This is a genomic window from Bacillus sp. MBGLi79 (genome assembly GCF_002953915.1).
Genome location: NZ_CP026521.1, coordinates 1,878,302 through 1,895,869, shown reverse-complemented (window position 1 = coordinate 1,895,869; position 17,568 = coordinate 1,878,302). Strand labels below are relative to the sequence as shown.

The window sequence follows — 17,568 nt, the reverse complement described above, 5'->3', positions numbered from 1 at the left end:
GAACATTGACGAGATCTACACCGAGACTGGCAAGACGCTTCATCGCCTTGTTTACAGTGGTGGGAATGTCATGAAGCTTTAGATCCAAAAACAGCTCGCAGTTTCTTTCTTTTAGCTGTTTCACGATAGATGGCCCTTCTTGGTAAAAAAGCTCCATTCCAACCTTTACAAATAACGGTTCTTGCTGAAAAGGCGTTAAGAACGCAAGTGTTTCTTCAGCTGATGCAAAATCAAGCGCGATGATGGGCAGGTTGTTTTTCATGATTCCAGCTCCTTCCGATGCATTCTTCAATTGATTGATAGCCGTATTGGCGCAATACAGATGGAAGCTGTTCAATAATCTCTGGACACGCAAAAGGATTCACAAAGTTTGCTGTTCCGACAGCGACCGCGCTTGCTCCAGCGAGAAGAAATTCCAGGGCATCTTCGGCCGTCTGCACGCCTCCCATTCCGATAATCGGGATGTTGACCGCCTGGCTGACTTCATACACCATGCGAATGGCAACCGGCTTCACAGCAGGGCCGGAAAGTCCCCCTGTTTTATTCGCTAATATCGGTTTGCCGGTTTTTAAATCGAGTCTCATGCCGATTAGTGTGTTGATCATCGTAAGGCCGTCCGCTCCCGCTTCCTCGATCGCTAATGCAATCTCTGTGATATTAGCCACGTTCGGGGAAAGCTTCACATAAACGGGTACATTTGAAACCTCTTTCACCGCTTTTGTCAAATCGGCAGCCATTTCAGGGTTCGTGCCAAAAGCGATCCCGCCTGTTTTCACATTTGGGCAGGAAATATTCAATTCAAGTGCATGTACATTAGGCGCTTTGCTGATTTGCTCTGCGACTTCAACATAATCCTCGATTTGAGAACCCGCGACATTGGCGATGATCGGTGTATCAAACTGCTCAAGCCACGGCAGCTCATGATGCAAAACTCTATCCAGCCCCGGATTTTGGAGACCGATCGCATTAAGCATTCCAGCACCAGTCTCAGCTACCCGCGGCGTCGGATTCCCGAAGCGAGGCTCCTTTGTCGTAGCCTTAATCATGATGGCTCCTAGACAAGACAAATCATAAAAACGTGAAAATTCTTTTCCAAAACCGAAGCAGCCTGATGCAGGAATGATTGGATTTTTCAAATCAAGTCCCGGCAATTTCACCTTGAGCATTACAGCGCCACCTCCTGAGCTTTAAATACAGGCCCGTCGAGACATACTTTTACATAGGATGTCTCACTTTCGTTTGTATGGCACACACACGCGAAGCATGCGCCGATTCCGCAGCCCATTCGTTCCTCCATGGACAAATATACTTCTTTATGGGCATATTCCTGTTTTAGCGCCTTGAGCATCGGTGTCGGCCCGCAGCTGAGAAGGATATCAAACTCTAGATGTTTCCGTTTAATCACATCTGTGACAAATCCGGTTTCCCCGTAGCTTCCGTCAGCTGTTGCCACAAACGTGTCTCCATACTGCCGGCATTCTTTCTCGTAAAAAACATCCTTTGCCGATTGGAATCCTAAAACGTGGATGACATTTACCCCTTTTTCATTCAAGCGTTTCGACAGCTCTTGGAGAGGCGGCACACCTACACCGCCTCCTACCAGCAAAGCCGTCTTTCCGGGTTGGACTTCATTGACAGGAAAGCCATTTCCCAAAGGCCCGAGGACATCCACAAGCTCTCCCTGCTGTTTCAGAGACAATAGCCTTGTACCTTCCCCATCTACTCGATAAATGATGGTGACTTCACTTTTTTCAAAATTGACGTCGGCGATGCTGATTGGCCTCCTCAAAAGAGGCGTAACCGCTTCGCTCACTTTAAGATGAAGGAACTGCCCCGGGGTTGTAAACCCTTGGACAAGCTCCCCTTTCAGAACCATTTGATACACCCGGTCTGCAATTTGCTGGTTAGAACATACTGTCAAATACGCTTTTTTCATATAGTGACTGCCGCCTCCTGATTTGTGTTGACTGCCGGCATTTGATCAGCGCGGAATGTCATGCTTTCCAGCACTCGCAATATCGCCTCTGCCGTATCTAATGATGTTAAGCAGGCAACACCATTTTCTACTGATTCACGTCTGATTCTAAATCCGTCTCTTGCCGGCTGCTTTCCTTTTGTCAGCGTATTGATGACAAACTGTGCTTCACCGTTTCTGATGACATCAAGCAGGTTCGGACCATCCTGGCCGATTTTTCCGACAACCTTCGCTGGAATAGAAGCTTCTTTCAGGTAGCCTGCCGTTCCTTCCGTCGCTAAAATGTTGTAGCCAATCGCGTGGAACCGCTTAGCAATGGCAAGTCCTTCTTCTTTGTCCTTATCAGCTACTGTTAAAAGCACGGAACCGTAGTTCGGGATTTGAATACCTGAAGCAATCAAGGCTTTATAGAGCGCCTTTTCAAGGGTCGAATCTTTCCCCATGACTTCACCTGTTGATTTCATTTCAGGCCCTAACGTAATGTCCACTCTTCTCAGCTTGGCGAAGGAGAAGACCGGCGCTTTTACAAATACACCTTGCTGCTCAGGCTGAAGGCCCTCTGTATAGCCAAACGCAGCCAGCTTTTGACCGAGAATGATTTTTGTTGCGAGATTCGCCATTGGGATACCCGTAATTTTGCTTAAGAACGGTACGGTTCTGCTTGATCTCGGGTTCACTTCGAGCACGTACACCTCGCCTTGTGATAAGACGAATTGAATATTGAGCAAACCGACAATGTTCAGCCCTTTGGCAAGTGCGATCGTGTATTGTTCAATTTTTTTCTTAATGTCCTCAGTGAGCGATTGAGGCGGATAAACAGCGATCGAGTCTCCGGAGTGAACGCCCGCACGTTCAATGTGCTCCATAATTCCCGGAATGACGACTGTTTCACCGTCAGATACTGCATCAACTTCAATTTCTTTCCCAGTCAAATATCTGTCAATTAATACAGGGTGCTGCGGATTGATTTTGACTGCGTTTTTCATGTAATGAAGCAGTTCTTCTTCATGATACACAATCTCCATCGCCCGGCCGCCAAGTACATAGGAAGGGCGCACCAATACCGGGTAACCGATATCGCTCGCGATGCTTACCGCCTGATCAACTGATGTCGCTGTTTTGCCAAGCGGCTGCGGAACACCAAGTTCTCCAAGCGCTTGTTCAAATTTATCTCGGTCTTCTGCACGGTCTAAATCTTCTAATGAAGTTCCAAGGATTTTCACTCCGCGTGCAGAAAGCTCGTCAGCAAGGTTAATCGCAGTTTGTCCGCCAAATTGTACGACAACGCCTATTGGCTGTTCGAGGTCAATGATGTGCATAACATCTTCAATCGTAAGCGGTTCAAAATACAGCTTGTCTGAGATGCTGAAGTCTGTTGAAACGGTTTCCGGGTTGTTATTGACAATAATGGCTTCATAGCCTGCTTGTTTAATTGCCCATACAGAGTGAACAGTCGCATAGTCGAACTCGACACCCTGGCCGATTCGAATCGGACCCGAACCAAGCACCATCACACTTTTCTTATCTGTAACGACAGATTCATTTTCTTCTTCATATGTGCTATAGAAGTATGGCGTTTCTGACTCAAATTCCGCCGCGCACGTATCTACCATTTTGAATACCGGCGCAATCCCCGCTTGTTTTCTCAAGCTGTATAGATCGGATTCTTTCATTTTCCACTCGCGGCTGATGTACTGGTCAGAGAAGCCGAGTTCTTTTGCCCGTCTCAGCACATCTGTATCGCCCGCATTCGCCTTCAATTCTTTTTCAAATTCTACGATTCCGAACAGCTTATGCAGGAAGAAGACATCGATAGCGGAAAATTCATGGAGGTCTTCTACCGTGTAACCTCTTCTGTACGCTTCAGCTAAGTAGAATAAGCGTTCATCACCGGCCTTTTTAATTCGCTTTTCAAGAAGTTCATCTGAAATGTCAGCGGCGTCCTTCAATTCAAGATGATACACATCAGCTTCCAGTGAACGCACAGCCTTCAGCAATGATTCTTCAAGTGTGCGGCCGATCGCCATGACTTCACCAGTCGCTTTCATTTGCGTGCCGAGCTTTCTGTTTGCTGATTCAAATTTATCAAACGGCCAGCGCGGAATTTTGGATACGACATAGTCAAGAGCAGGTTCAAATGCTGCATATGTTTTTCCTGTTACCGGGTTCATCATTTCATCTAATGAAAGGCCGACTGCAATTTTAGCAGCGAGCTTTGCTATCGGGTATCCCGTTGCTTTTGATGCAAGGGCAGATGAACGGCTGACACGCGGATTTACTTCAATGATGTAATATTGGAAGCTGTCTGGATCTAAGGCGAGCTGGACGTTACATCCGCCTTCGATTCCAAGCGCGCGAATCAGTTTTAACGATACATTCCGCAGGAGCTGATATTCGCGATCGCTGAGCGTTTGACTCGGCGCGACAACAATACTGTCTCCAGTATGGATTCCAACCGGATCAATGTTTTCCATGTTACAAACAACAATGGCGTGATCCTGGCTGTCTCTCATGACTTCATACTCGATTTCTTTATAGCCGGCAATGCTCTTTTCAAGCAGACATTGGTGTACCGGGCTTAATTTCAAGCCGTTCTCCACAATTTCTTTTAGCTCTGTTTCATTCGAGCAGATGCCTCCGCCTGTTCCGCCTAATGTATATGCCGGACGGACAATGACAGGGAATCCAATTTGGCTGACGAATTTTTCCGCTTCTTCGAGGGAATGAATAATCTCACTTTCAGGCACCGGTTCATTCAGTTCATTCATTAATGTTCTGAACAAGTCACGGTCTTCAGCTTGCTGAATCGCAGACAGTTTCGTGCCAAGCACTTCGACGCCGCATTCTGCCAAAACGCCTCTTTCAGAAAGCTCAACCGCAAGATTCAAACCGGTTTGGCCTCCGAGTGTAGGAAGAATGGCATCTGGACGCTCTTTTCTGATGATTCGTGTCAGGAATTCAGGTGTGAGCGGTTCGATGTAAACCCGATCAGCCATTTCTGTATCTGTCATGATCGTGGCAGGGTTTGAGTTGACAAGGATGACTTCATAGCCTTCTTCTTTCAAAGCAAGACAGGCTTGCGTTCCCGCATAGTCAAATTCTGCTGCTTGGCCGATGATGATCGGCCCAGATCCGATTACTAAAATTTTGTTAATGTCTACGCGTTTTGGCATACCGCTTCCCCTTCTTTCTCTGTTGTTTCGATCATTTCGATGAATCTGTCAAATAGATGGTTGGCATCCTCAGGACCAGGTGAGGCTTCGGGATGATATTGAACCGTAAATGCCGGCAATGTTTTATGCTTCAGCCCTTCAATCGTATCGTCGTTGATTGCGATATGCGTCACTTCAAGTTCTGTTTCACTGATAGATGAAACTGTATAACCATGGTTTTGAGATGTTAAGGCAACTTTCCCTGTAGCGAGCTCTTTTACCGGGTGGTTTGAACCTCTGTGGCCGAATTTCATTTTTTCAGTATTCGCCCCGCACGCCAGCGCGAATAATTGGTGGCCGAGACATATTCCGAATAAAGGCACTTTTCCGAGAACACCTTTAATCATTTCAATCGCTTCAGGCACATCCTTCGGGTCTCCAGGTCCGTTAGAAAGCATGATGCCGTCCGGTTTCAGCTGAAGCACTTCTTCTGCTGTAATGTTGTAAGGCACAACGATGACGTCACATTTCCGTTTGTTCAGCTCCCTTAGAATCCCGTGCTTCATGCCGAAGTCAACCAAGACAATGCGTTTGCCTCTTCCCGGGCTCGGATATGCTGTTTTGGCTGATACTTGTGATACTTGATTTCTTGGCAATTCCGTTTCGTTCAGTCTTTTCAGCACAGCTTCGATGTCTTCATCAGATGAAGCGAATGTTCCTTTTAGCGCGCCTGCCGTGCGAATCATTCTTGTCAGCTTCCTTGTATCAATCCCCTGGAGTCCGGGAATGTTTTTCATTTTTAGGTACTCGTCTAATGTGTATGCTGAACGCCAGTTGGAAGGCAGTTCACATAATTCTTTGATGATCAGCCCTTTGACAAAAGGGGTAATGGATTCAAAATCATCACGGTTAATGCCGTAATTTCCGATAAGCGGGTATGTCAATGTTACGATCTGCCCGCAGTAAGAAGGGTCAGATAAAATTTCCTGATAGCCTGTCATCCCAGTATTAAAAACGACTTCTCCCATGTTGTGTTCTAAGCTCCCGAAGGCTTCTCCTTCGAATACCGCTCCGTTTTCCAGTACTAATCGTCTCTTCATTTGACAAGTCTCCCTTCTTCATAAGCAAGCTTTCCTGCCGCAATTGTAGCGACCGGCCAGCCGGTGCAGCTGATGCCATTGAATGGTGTATTTTTTCCTTTTGATAAAAATGTCTCTTTGTCTATAACTGCTTCTTTTTCTAAATCAATTAATGTCATGTCAGCAACTTGCCCCGTTTGTAATGTTCCATATGGGAGACCGAACGCTTCGCATGGCTTGATTGTCATGTAGTCAATGAGCTGCTTCAATGACCAGCTGCCATTTTTGACAAAGTGTGTGTAAAGAAGCGGGAATGCTGTTTCTAAGCCGACAATTCCGAATGGCGCCAGCTTCATTTCCGTGTTTTTCTCTTCTTCCGTATGCGGTGCATGGTCTGTTGCGATAAAATCAATTGTTCCGTCTAAAAGACCTTCAATTAAAGCAGCCCTGTCTTCTGCGCTGCGGAGCGGAGGATTCATTTTATAGTTTGTGTCCAGCCCCGGGATGTCCTCATCACAAAGCAGCAAATGATGCGGCGACACTTCTGCTGTCACTCTGATTCCCGCTTTTTTCGCATCGCGTACAACTCTGACAGATTCTTTCGTGCTGATATGACATACATGATAATGGCAGTTTGCCGCCTCAGCCAGCAGCACATCGCGGGCAATATGAACCGATTCACACACAGAAGGAATGCCGTTTAGCCCGTTCGCTTTGGAGAATGTCCCCTCATGTACGCTTCCTCCGTAAATTAAGGAGTTGTCCTCGCAATGTGCAACAATCGCTTTGTCAATTGCGGCTGCCCGTTTCATCGCTTCATACATCATGCCTGCTGTCTGTATCCCAACGCCGTCATCTGTAAAGGCAAATGCCCCGGCTTCTTTTAACGCTTCAAAGTTTGTCATTTCATCGCCGATTTGCCTGATCGTAATGGATGCATATGGAAGAACTCTGACACATGATGTTTCTTTAATTCTGTTTTGCACCCATTCCATCTGCTCCTTTGTATCGGGAACCGGCCGCGTATTCGGCATTGCTGCTACTGTTGTATAGCCGCCGCGTGCCGCTGCTTTCGCCCCGGTTTCAATTGTTTCTTTTTTCTCTCCGCCCGGCTCTCTGAAATGAACGTGGAGATCAACAAACCCAGGTGAAACAAGCAAACCTTTTGCATCAATTACAGTTTCATTATCCGTTGCATCAAGCTTGCCGATTGCAGTAATGGTTTCTCCTGTCACTCGGATATCCGCTTCTGTTTTTTCACCATTTTCGTTAAGTATCCAGCCGTTTTTAATGAGATATGACATACGCTGCTTCTCCTCTTTTCACATTGGTTTGTAAGGCACGCTGTATCACTGCCATTCTGATAAATACGCCATTTTGCATTTGCTTGAAGATTCTTGATTTTTCGCTTTCTACTAAGCTGTCATCAATCTCCACTCCTCTGTTTACCGGAGCAGGATGCATGATGATCGCATGCTGCTTCATACGCTCAGCCCGTTCTACGGTCAAGCCGTATTTGTTTAAATAGCCTTCCTGGCTGACAGCGGACTGATGCCGTTCATTTTGAATGCGCAGCAGCATGACGACATCGGAAGACTCAACTGCTTCATCCATTGAGACATACGTGCCGAATGTATTTTCTTCATCCTGCCATTCCGCAGGACCGGAAAACAGGACCCGGGCACCCAATCTTGTCAACACTTCCGCATTTGACCTTGCCACTCTGCTATGCTTGATGTCACCGTGAATGGAGACGGTAAGCCCTTTGAACGTATTGAACTCTTCATAAATCGTCATTAAATCAAGCAGTGATTGTGTCGGATGCTGGCCGCATCCGTCTCCCGCATTCAGAATCGGAATGCTCACCTGGCTGACAAGCTCTTGATAATACTCATCTTCACTGTGCCTGATGACGCACACGTCCACACCGATTGATTCAAGCGTCCGAATCGTGTCATACAAGGTTTCGCCTTTTTGTACGCTTGTGCTTGTTCCATCAAGGTTCAGCACATTCATGCCCAGCTTTTTTTCTGCGACCTCGAAGCTGAACCGCGTTCTCGTGCTCGGTTCGAAAAACAGGTTTGCTGCAAACTTTCCTGTAAGCTGATTGTCTGTTTTTCCGTTTTTGAGGTCTTGTGCTGTTTGAAGCAAATCTTTGATTTCCTCAGTGCTGAGTTCACTCATCGTCGTTAAATGCTTCATGTTCTTTCCCCTCTCATTTCAACTTAAGGCTGAAAAAAACCCCGGGTCTAAGATAGACTCGGGGTATGGTTAAATAGAGGGCAGCATTGAAGCTTCCTTCTCTTCATAACCCTTCCAAGCCTCTCTGGACTTTCATTAAAAGGTTTTAAATATGATGTTGTTCAGATGTGTCTGCGTGCTCTTCCTTCGCTTCCGGAAGAATCAGGTTTAAGATGACACCGACAATTGCGGCAAGCGCCATCCCTGACACTTGGAATCCGCCTTGAGACACTTGGATAAATGCGCCTCCTACACCGATCACAAGGATCACCGATGTGATAATGAGGTTTCGGTTATTTTCATAATCAATTTTGTTGTCAATCAGCATTCTCAGGCCGCTTGAAGCAATGATTCCGAACAGCAGGAAGGAGACGCCTCCCATGACCGCTGACGGCACTGAACTGATCAGCGCTGAAATTTTGCCGATAAAGCCGAAGCAAAGGGCAATCACTGCCGCGCCTCCGATGACAAAGACGCTGAATACTCTTGTGATGGCCAGCACGCCAATGTTTTCTCCGTAAGTCGTCGTCGGCGGGCCGCCGATCAGGGAAGCAAGAATTGTCGCCACGCTGTCACCCATAATGGAGCGATGCAGTCCCGGCTTTTTAATAAAATCTTGTCCAACAACCTTACTCAGCACCATTTGGTGGCCGATATGCTCCGACATTGTCACAAACGCGACCGGTACCATTGCGGCCGCGATGCCGAGTGTTACTGACGGCGAATAGTCTTTGAACGGCATGATAAATTCAGGCACTGCGAACCATTTCGCGTCAAGCACCGGCTGGAAGTTGACAATCCCTTGAGTAAGGGCGAACAGGTATCCGCCGATGATTCCGATCAAAACCGGAATCAAGCTTAAGAATCCTCGCAAGAAAATCGCGCAAATAATCGTGATGGCCAGCGTAACGCCTGCGACACTGAAGTGCTTTAAGCTGTAGACCAATTCACTCGCATTCGGATCAGCATACATCGCCATGTTTACCGCAGTGCTTGCAAGTCCCAGCCCGATGACGATAATAACAGGTCCTACGACTACAGGCGGGAGAATCTTCATCAGCCATCCTGTGCCAAGCTGCCTGATCAATAAGGCAATCAGCCCGTATACCAGCCCTGCAAGAAACGCCCCGACCATTGCCGCTCCCGGCCCGCCGGTCGCTTTTACCAGTATGATCGGAGAAATAAAGGCGAAGGATGAACCGAGATACGCCGGAATTTGCCCTTTCGTAATAAGAAGGTACGCCAGTGTTCCGATGCCGCTTGTCACCAACGCCACAGCAGGACTCATTCCGACGAGCTTCGGAACCAAAATGGTTGAGCCGAACATGGCAAACAAATGCTGAAGGCTGAATGAAACCCAAGAGAAAGGTGTTGGGACATCCCTGACCCCTAAATTTACTTTTTTCTTACTCATGATGATTTCCCCCTGATTGTTGACTTTCATTTTAGGATGACTCAATGGCTGTATAAAAAAACCTCTTTGCTATTTTTACGCAAAGAGGCATACAAAGACCTGCCGAATACTTTTTGGGCCTTTGTTGTGCACCTCTTTGCAACCTCTCTGGATTGCCCTTAAAAAGGTGATCTATTATTCATTTTCATAAATGGCGACGAGATCGTTTTGATCTACCTCATCAAGCTGAACCATAACCTTTTCAGCCTTTGATGTCGGGATGTTTTTCCCGATATAATCCGCTCGGATCGGCAGTTCCCGGTGTCCCCTGTCAACAAGCACAGCCAGCTGAATGGAGGAAGGTCTGCCCACATCAACAAGCGCATCCATACCTGCTCTGACTGTTCTTCCGGTATACAGGACATCATCAACGAGAATGACTTTTTGATCTGTGATATCTACCGGAATATCTGCACCTTTCACAAGCGGTTCTTCGTTGCTCGTTTTTTTAGAAAGATCGTCTCTGTAAAGGGTAATATCAATTTCACCAACTGTAACAGGATTTCCTTCAATCTGTTCAATTCGTTCCGCAAGGCGTTTTGCCAGGTAAATCCCTCTTGTCTTAATGCCGACAAGAATGCAGTTATTCATTCCTTTATTGCGTTCGATCATTTCGTGCGCAATCCTGGTCAAGGCTCGTCTGATTGCCTGTTCGTCGAGAATGACAGCTTTTTGATTCAATGTGTGACACCTCACAGTTTATATAGAAGAAAAAACCCCTCCTGCCAGAGCATAGAGGGGTTTTAGGACAAGGTGCGCACTATACACGCATCCCGTCTATCCGTTATCCTTCTCAGCCTCTCTGGACTGTTTTAAAGAATCTATTCAGCTTCGTTTATTATTTCAGAAAAGAAACACTCTGTCAACCGTTTTTTCTGAGGGTTTCGATTAATTCTGCCATATCCTCAGGGAGCGGCGCTTCAAATTCGACATATTCTCCTGTTCGCGGGTGGTCAAAACCTAAAACGCCCGCGTGAAGCGCCTGGCCGTTAAAGTCGATTGTTTTTCTCGGACCATATTTCGGGTCGCCCGCTAATGGGAATCCGATATATTTCATATGAACACGAATTTGATGGGTTCTCCCTGTTTCAAGCTGGCATTCCACTAACGTAAAGTCCTGAAAACGCTCAAGCACATGAAAATGAGTGACAGCGTTTTTGCCATCACGTGTCACAGTCATGCTTTGACGGTCTTTTTTATCCCGCCCGATCGGCGCGTCAATTGTGCCGTCATCATGAGAAATAAGCCCGTGGACAACAGCCGTATACTTTCGCGTGACCGTTTTGTTGACCAATTGGTTTACAAGTGACTCGTGTGCCATATCATTTTTCGCCACCATTAATAAGCCGGACGTGTCCTTATCGATTCTGTGAACAATCCCCGGACGCATCACACCATTGATTCCGGAAAGGTCTGTGCAATGAGCCATAAGACCGTTTACAAGTGTGCCCGTAAGATGACCGGGTGCTGGGTGTACAACCATTCCGCGAGGCTTATTGACAACCAGCACATCCTGATCTTCATAATAAATATCAAGGTCCATAGGTTCTGCCAGGACGTCGAGCGCTTCCGGTTCGGGTACAGTGACGGTCACCTGATCACCCGGCTGAATTTTATAATTTGCTTTCACCGCGCTCCCGTTCACGACAACCTGTCCGTCTTTTACCCATTGCTGAACCTGGGTTCTTGACCAATCATTCTCAGTTGATGCCAAAAATTTATCAATCCGCTCACTTTTTTGTTCTTCTGAAGCGGTTATATCAATTTGATTCATGCTATTGCTCCTTTTTCTTTTTCCCGCTGTCCAACAGCATTTGTATAAATAAAAGCATTACGCCGACACATAGTGAAGAGTCCGCGATGTTAAAAATCGGGTAATTGTAATTCACAATTATAACATGGATAAAATCCACAACTTCTTGTCTGACAGCCCGATCGATAAAGTTGCCGATGGCACCGCCAAGCATAAGCCCAAGGGCAACGCCAAGAAGCCTTTGTCCTTTTGTGTAACGCTGTATGTAATAAACAATACCAATAATAACAGCGGTTGTTATGAGGTAGAAAAACCACATCTGACCCGCTAATATCCCCCATGCAGCACCCGTATTGCGATGGGAGGTGATATAGAATACCTGATCAATGATCGGAATGCTTTGGCCAAGTTCCATGTTCTTAACGACTAGCCATTTTGTCAATTGATCGGCTGCAATAATAAGTAGTGCAATTATATAATACAGCACAAACGTTCCTCCAGTTTACGGTTACTTTAATCCATTATGCATTTTATCAATAAAAAGCACTGGAGTAAAGAAATATCAGGCATATTAACTGGTCAGACACTGTTTATTCATACAGTGCCTGACCATATTCGATATCCGTTGATTTCCATATCGGAAGCGTTTTTTTTTCGAATTGGACAGAATAAAGAAAATCGTTTGCTGTTCGGGCCGTCGGCAGCACCGCCAGCTTTGAAAGAGGAATGGGGGCTCCGGTCTCTTCACAGTATCCGAATGTGCCGTTTTCGATTTTCGACAATGCAAGGAGAACGTCTTGAAGCTCTTCTTTAATGTGATAGATCAGAGTTGCTTTTTGTTTATGATTGATTGCTGCTTGCGGGCTTGTAGAAACCTGAAAGCAAGAATACTCAAATAATCTCGACTGTAATTCTTCTTTCATCAGAAGAAGTTCCGTGTAAATTGCGGTCAGTTGATCATTCATTCTTCACAACTCCTGCTCTTAACGTAGTACCTTTATTGTTGCCTATGAATGATGATCTAAAGCCCATAAGATTTTTCCTGCCGTTCTAAAGGATGTCACTCTTGGCACAAAAAAAGCCCGGCTTTTACGCCGGGCCCCTTTTGCATTATTTTTCATAATATTTTTCAACGATTTCAGCGTTGCGTAATGAAAGTGTAGGATATTTCGGATTTGCCCCTACATCTTTTGAAATCACACGTGATCTCTCACACATTTCGCCTTCCGCTTTCTCGACAGCGATTTTACCCGTCGGAAAGCTTTGCGCATCGTTCGGCGCTTCCTGTTCTTCACTGATTGTCAGTTCTGACACAATAAACAGCTGAGAAAGATTTTCTTTAATGGAAGCCAAGAGCTCTTTGTTTTCTTTATTTGGATACAATTTCAGGTTAGCTTCCAATGATTTACCGATAATTTTTTCATTCCGCGCAGTTTCTAATGCTTTTAGCACGTCATCACGAAGAGCCATAAAGCGGTCAAATTTTTCTTCAGTCGCTTCACTGTTTGGAACGGCGATTGTTTCCGGCATATCTGTCAGCTGAACGCTCTGCTCTTCAACAAATGTTAAATGAGACCATAATTCGTCAGCCGTATGCGGAAGGATAGGCGCTGAAAGCTTCACTAATGCAAGAAGCGTTTCGTAGAATACTGTCTGCATGCTGCGTCTATCCGGATGATCCGCATGCTCGATGTAAACAATATCCTTTGCAAAATCGAGATAGAATGAGCTTAATTCGATTGTGCAGAAATTATGGATGCTGTGATACACAACCGCAAATTCGTACTCATCATACGCTTTTTTCACTTTATCAATCAGTTTGTTCAGCTTAATCAGCATATACTGATCCACTTCACGAAGTTCTTCAACAGCCACCGCATTTGTTTTTGGATCAAAATCGAAAAGGTTGCCGTGAAGGAAACGGAACGTATTGCGGATTTTACGATATACTTCCGCAACCTGCTTCAGAATGGCGTCAGACACGCGAACATCCGCCTGATAATCCACTGAAGATACCCATAACCTTAAGATGTCCGCACCAAGCTGTTTCATAACTTTAGCCGGAACAACAACGTTACCGATTGATTTACTCATCTTGCGTCCTTCTCCATCCAGTGCGAACCCATGGCTGAGCACACCTTTATACGGCGCTTTCCCTGTTACGGCTACTGCTGTAGAAAGGGAAGAGTTAAACCAGCCGCGATATTGGTCAGATCCCTCTAGGTATAAATCAGCCGGGCGAACGAGGTCATCACGTTCTTCAAGCACTGCTTGATGTGAAGAGCCTGAATCAAACCAAACATCCATGATATCCTGTTCTTTTGTAAATGTGCCGTTCGGGCTTCCAGGATGTGTAAACCCTTCCGGAAGAAGATCCTTTGCTTCTTTTTCAAACCAAATGTTTGATCCGTGCTGCCTGAACAATTCAGAAACATGTTCAATGGTTTCATCCGTAATAATCGGTTCCCCATTTTCGGCATAAAATACCGGAATCGGCACACCCCACGCACGCTGTCTGGAAATACACCAGTCTCCGCGGTCCCGAACCATGTTGTGCAAACGCTGCTCGCCCCATTCAGGAACCCATTTGGTTTCTTTGATGGCGTCCAGCAGGTCTGATCTGAAATCTTTAATAGACGCAAACCATTGCGCTGTCGCTCTGAAAATGGTTGGTTTTTTTGTTCTCCAATCGTGCGGATAAGAATGAGTAATAAATTCAAGCTTCACAAGTGCGCCTTTTTCATCAAGCTGCTGTGTGATCGCTTTGTTTGCATCGTCATAGAACATGCCTTCAAAGCCAGGAGCTTCGCTTGTCATGACACCTTTTGCATCAACTGGGCAAAGCACATCTAAGCCGTATTTTTGGCCGATGATAAAGTCATCCTCCCCATGTCCTGGCGCTGTATGAACACAGCCTGTTCCGGCATCAGTTGTTACGTGTTCACCAAGCATAACGAGAGAATCTCTGCCATATAGCGGGTGTTCAGCGATAATGTTCTCAAGGTCCTTCCCTTTGACCGTTCTTGTTACTTCATACTGATCAAATCCGCATGCAGACGCAACATTTTCGACTAAAGCACTTGCTACGACAAAGCGGTCTTCGCCTACTGCAATCACGCTGTACTCAAGATCAGGATGCACTGAGATTCCGAGGTTCGCCGGAATTGTCCAAGGTGTTGTTGTCCAGATGATGATACGTTCACCATTTTCAAGAACGCCTTTTCCGTCTTTTACACCAAAAGCGACATAAATAGATGCTGAACGTTTGTCTTGATATTCGATCTCGGCTTCAGCCAAAGCAGACTCACTTGAAGGTGACCAGTTAACCGGTTTAAGACCTTTGTAAATGTAGCCTCGTTTTGCCATTTCACCAAATACGCGGATTTGCTGCGCTTCGTATTCCGGTTTTAATGTCACATATGGGTTTTCCCAATCGCCGCGGACACCAAGACGTTTAAATTGCTCACGCTGTCCCTCGATTTGCTTCCAAGCGTACTCTTCGCACAGTTTGCGGAATTCCGCTACGGACATTTCTTTGCGGTTGACTTTTTTGTTTTTTGTCAGAGCTGTTTCAATTGGCAATCCGTGTGTATCCCAGCCTGGTACATACGGTGCGTTGTAGCCGCTCATTGATTTATAGCGGACAATGAAGTCCTTCAAAATCTTGTTAAGCGCGTGGCCCATATGGATGTCACCGTTAGCATACGGAGGTCCGTCATGTAAAACAAATTTCGGGCGGTCTTTCGTCCGTTCCTGCACAAGACGATAGATATCCTCTTCCTCCCATTTCTTTTGAATGTCAGGCTCACGGTTTGGCAAATTTCCACGCATCGGGAAATCTGTTTTTGGCATTAAGAGCGTGTCTTTAAAATCCATTTTCATTCCTCCACTGCATTTTTTCAGAAAATAAAAAAAGCCCTCTCATCCCATAAGGGACGAGAAAGCTTATCTCGCGGTACCACCCTTTTAGAAAAAGCCAGCATACGCTTTTTCCTCTTGAGCATCGTAACGTGATGAACGTCCTAACCTACTGTGAGTTCAGAAAGGAAACTTAAGGGCTGATCTACATGATTCCGGCCATCCCGGACTTTCACCATCTCCGGGTCGCTATGAAGGCCTGAAGGAAACATGACTGTCCCTTTCAACCGTTTTTTCATCTGAATTTATGAACGTATTATATTCGACAAGCTAAGAAAATGTCAAGATAATCAGAGAATTTATTCCTTTTCCTCAAATACAGCGTCGACTTCATACTCAAGGAGATGATCCCAATCGTCATTTTTCAGAAGATCGAGCTGAGCCTCAATCAGCATTTGGAAACGTGTTCTGAACACTTTAGACTGTTTTTTCAGCTCTTCGATTTCCATGGCGATTTTTCTTGATTTTGATAACGATTCGTTGATAATGCGATCAGCATTTTTCTCCGCTTCCCGTACGATCAGCTTTGCCTCTTTTTGTGAATTGCGTTTTACGTCTTCAGCTGCTTCTTGGGCAACTAAAATCGATTTATTCAATGTTTCTTCAATATTGGCAAAGTGTCCGATTCTTTCATCTAGCTCATTGACTTTCGCTTCTAGTTCCGTTTTCTTACGGAGAACAATTTCGTAATCTTTTCTGACTTGCGCTAGAAATTCATTTACTTCATCTTCATCATATCCGCGAAAACTTTTTGTAAACGTCTTGTTGTGAATATCATTTGGCGTTAATGGCATGATGCCACCTCCATTTTTACATTTCAGTACGGTTATCTAGTTCACATTATAAAACAAATTTCGCACAGATGGAGAAAAAAACTGAAAAACCGACTATTTTTGTCGTTCAAACGTAACTCTCCATTTGTCTTTTTTGGTTTTTCCTTCGATTTTGGATAAACTGCAGCGGCCAAAGCCTCTGATAGACAGCATGTCCCCTTCTGCCACTATGTAGGAAGGATCTTCAACTACCTTCCAGTTCACTTTTACGAGCCCGTTTTTCACAAGTGTCTGTGATTTCTGGCGGGATTGCCTGCTCATAGAGGCGCAGACAGCGTCAAGCCTTAAAGAAGAAACCGTGTCATCTCTTATTTCGACATCAATAGCCGGAATGTTAAGGTCTGACAAGCCAATTTTCTCAAGGCTGACCGTCGCTTTGCCTGCTTGAGTCAGCTGTGCGGCCACAAAATCAGCGGTATCGGCTGATACAATCAATTGCACAGCTGATTCAGAAAACACGATGTCACCGAATTTTTGCCGCTTTAATCCTATGCCCATTAATGCACCAAGCAGAGAACGGTGATCTACTGAGACAAACTTGTCAGCATAACGGACGTTAAACGCCTGCAGTTCAAAATCCGATTCTTCTGGAGTAATGTATTCTGGATACAGAATCGCCCGTTTCCGCTCCGCTCTGTCATAGCCGCCGGAAAAAGCAAGCCCGACGTCTGTCTGTCCCGTAACAGCAGTGAGGATGACCTGCTCTCGAGGGTCTAAAAAGTCGGTCAGCTTCATTCTGTACTGCTCCTGGACAATTCTTTTCCATTCGAGCGCCTGATCAATAAAGGCCCGCTCGTCTTTTCTGAAGTGCTGATAGATATCGCTCATCGTCTTTCCCTTCTATGTAAAGAGGCTTGGCTGCTGCCAAGCCCCTATCAAACTGTCACATTAAAACGCAATCATGCGATAAAGTCCCCACAAGCCGGTAGTCGCAAATCGAAGCACAAGGATTGCTACGATTGGTGAAATATCCAGCATTGCAATCGGAGGGATGATTTTTCTGAATGGTTCGAGATATGGTTCACAAATCGATGCTAAAAAACGCCCGACTGCTGTTTCCCTCGTACTCGGCACCCATGACATAAAAATGTATATGATCAGGGCAAATGAGTATATTGTGATTAATAAGCTTAAAACCGAAAAAACTTGATAAAGGATCATCTC

16 protein-coding genes and 1 other annotated feature are annotated in these 17,568 nt (G+C 45.6%); all 16 genes read right to left on the bottom strand.

The genetic code is table 11. The features are described from left to right. The coding region (locus tag C1T29_RS09655; protein ID WP_208945667.1) for an orotidine 5'-phosphate decarboxylase / HUMPS family protein at window positions 1-262 on the bottom strand (262 nt) is incomplete at its 3' end. Next, entirely contained in the window at window positions 231-1,166 is a 936-nt protein-coding gene (locus C1T29_RS09650) for a dihydroorotate dehydrogenase (protein WP_103748790.1), read from the bottom strand. The genes C1T29_RS09650 and C1T29_RS09655, both read right to left, overlap by 32 nt. After that, the gene (gene pyrK / locus C1T29_RS09645; RefSeq protein WP_040083205.1) at window positions 1,166-1,936 is read right to left on the bottom strand and encodes a dihydroorotate oxidase B electron transfer subunit; all 771 of its coding nucleotides are present in this window, start codon (window positions 1,934-1,936) and stop codon (window positions 1,166-1,168) included. The genes C1T29_RS09650 and pyrK overlap by 1 nt, the downstream gene beginning before the upstream one ends. Then, window positions 1,933-5,148: a carbamoyl-phosphate synthase (glutamine-hydrolyzing) large subunit gene (gene carB, locus C1T29_RS09640; RefSeq protein WP_103748791.1), complete on the bottom strand. Its 3,216-nt coding sequence runs from the start codon at window positions 5,146-5,148 to the stop codon at window positions 1,933-1,935. The genes pyrK and carB overlap by 4 nt, the downstream gene beginning before the upstream one ends. Next, on the bottom strand, window positions 5,133-6,227 hold the full coding sequence (locus tag C1T29_RS09635) for a carbamoyl phosphate synthase small subunit (RefSeq protein WP_014663911.1): 1,095 nt from the start codon (window positions 6,225-6,227) through the stop codon (window positions 5,133-5,135). The genes carB and C1T29_RS09635 overlap by 16 nt, the downstream gene beginning before the upstream one ends. Then, window positions 6,224-7,510, bottom strand: a complete 1,287-nt coding sequence (locus C1T29_RS09630; RefSeq protein ID WP_040083207.1) for a dihydroorotase — start codon at window positions 7,508-7,510, stop codon at window positions 6,224-6,226. Before C1T29_RS09630 ends, C1T29_RS09635 begins: the two co-directional genes overlap by 4 nt. Continuing rightward, on the bottom strand, window positions 7,494-8,408 hold the full coding sequence (locus C1T29_RS09625; protein WP_103748792.1) for an aspartate carbamoyltransferase catalytic subunit: 915 nt from the start codon (window positions 8,406-8,408) through the stop codon (window positions 7,494-7,496). The genes C1T29_RS09630 and C1T29_RS09625 overlap by 17 nt, the downstream gene beginning before the upstream one ends. A 145-nt stretch (window positions 8,409-8,553) precedes the next feature. Then, window positions 8,554-9,861, bottom strand: a complete 1,308-nt coding sequence (gene pyrP, locus C1T29_RS09620) for a uracil permease PyrP (RefSeq protein ID WP_103748793.1) — start codon at window positions 9,859-9,861, stop codon at window positions 8,554-8,556. A 174-nt stretch (window positions 9,862-10,035) separates the two neighbouring features. After that, window positions 10,036-10,581 carry a bifunctional pyrimidine operon transcriptional regulator/uracil phosphoribosyltransferase gene (pyrR, locus tag C1T29_RS09615; RefSeq protein ID WP_003221477.1) on the bottom strand — a complete coding sequence of 182 codons (546 nt, stop codon included), beginning with the start codon at window positions 10,579-10,581 and terminating at the stop codon, window positions 10,036-10,038. Between the two features lie 181 nt (window positions 10,582-10,762). Then, complete coding sequence (locus C1T29_RS09610; protein ID WP_014476756.1) at window positions 10,763-11,674, bottom strand: RluA family pseudouridine synthase; 912 nt, start codon at window positions 11,672-11,674, stop codon at window positions 10,763-10,765. 1 nt (window position 11,675) lies between these two features. Beyond that, entirely contained in the window at window positions 11,676-12,140 is a 465-nt protein-coding gene (gene lspA, locus C1T29_RS09605; protein ID WP_014663906.1) for a signal peptidase II, read from the bottom strand. 103 nt (window positions 12,141-12,243) lie between these two features. Continuing rightward, window positions 12,244-12,618 carry a sporulation-related RNA polymerase-binding protein YlyA gene (ylyA, locus tag C1T29_RS09600; RefSeq protein WP_014476755.1) on the bottom strand — a complete coding sequence of 125 codons (375 nt, stop codon included), beginning with the start codon at window positions 12,616-12,618 and terminating at the stop codon, window positions 12,244-12,246. Window positions 12,619-12,763: 145 nt separating this feature from the next. Then, window positions 12,764-15,529 (bottom strand): isoleucine--tRNA ligase, encoded by a 2,766-nt coding sequence (ileS, locus tag C1T29_RS09595; RefSeq protein ID WP_103748794.1) that lies wholly within the window; start codon window positions 15,527-15,529, stop codon window positions 12,764-12,766. A 52-nt stretch (window positions 15,530-15,581) separates the two neighbouring features. Further along, window positions 15,582-15,808, bottom strand: a binding site (T-box leader). 62 nt (window positions 15,809-15,870) lie between these two features. After that, window positions 15,871-16,365, bottom strand: a complete 495-nt coding sequence (gene divIVA / locus C1T29_RS09590) for a septum site-determining protein DivIVA (RefSeq protein WP_003221468.1) — start codon at window positions 16,363-16,365, stop codon at window positions 15,871-15,873. A gap of 93 nt (window positions 16,366-16,458) precedes the next feature. Then, window positions 16,459-17,232 carry a YlmH family RNA-binding protein gene (locus tag C1T29_RS09585; RefSeq protein ID WP_040083211.1) on the bottom strand — a complete coding sequence of 258 codons (774 nt, stop codon included), beginning with the start codon at window positions 17,230-17,232 and terminating at the stop codon, window positions 16,459-16,461. A gap of 60 nt (window positions 17,233-17,292) precedes the next feature. After that, on the bottom strand, window positions 17,293-17,565 hold the full coding sequence (locus C1T29_RS09580) for a YggT family protein (protein WP_003221463.1): 273 nt from the start codon (window positions 17,563-17,565) through the stop codon (window positions 17,293-17,295). Window positions 17,566-17,568: the final 3 nt, after the last annotated feature.